The organism is Chromatium okenii, from assembly GCF_016583745.1.
In the GTDB taxonomy this organism is placed as follows: Bacteria; Pseudomonadota; Gammaproteobacteria; order Chromatiales; family Chromatiaceae; genus Chromatium; species Chromatium okenii.
On the sequence record NZ_NRRQ01000143.1, the window covers coordinates 1 to 509 of the forward strand.

Consider the following 509-nt stretch of genomic DNA (forward strand, 5'->3'; position numbering starts at 1 on the left):
GGTCAGGCTTTCGCCATCACCGTCGGCGCTCCGGCGGCCATCGGCGTGATGCTGGCCGATACGGCGGCCAAGGCCGCCACCGTCCAGGCCGTCGGCTACGCCTCGCCGGGCAACGGCACGAGCTTCAGCAACGAGGTCATCTTCACGTTCACCGGTGACTCCGGCGCGGTGCGTCAGGCCGTCATCGCCGCGCGCGACGTTGGCAAGACGCTGCTGGCGACGCTTGATCCCAGCGAGATCAAGTCCACCACCACGCCGTACATCTAACGGCTTAGGGGAGGAACCACCATGGCGCAACTGAGCCTCGGGCTGATCGAGACGATCGGCCTCGCAGCAGCCATCGAAGCCGCCGACGCGGCGGTCAAATCGGCCAATGTCGCGCTGGTGGGCTACGAGTTCGCCCGCGGCGACGGCATGACGGTCGTTAAGGTCCAAGGCGATGTCGGAGCCGTCAACGCCGCCATCGCGGCGGCGGCGGTGGCGGCGGCCAGGGTCGGCCGGGTGGTTTC

The 509-nt window shown here is 68.8% G+C and carries 2 protein-coding genes; both read left to right on the forward strand.

What is annotated here, in order from left to right:
• A partial coding sequence (locus CKO12_RS14575; RefSeq protein WP_200155426.1) for a BMC domain-containing protein occupies positions 1–267 on the forward strand: 267 nt, incomplete at its 5' end.
• Between the two features lie 21 nt (positions 268–288).
• Positions 289–509 (forward strand): BMC domain-containing protein (locus CKO12_RS14580; RefSeq protein ID WP_200155427.1); only part of this gene is annotated, 221 nt, incomplete at its 3' end.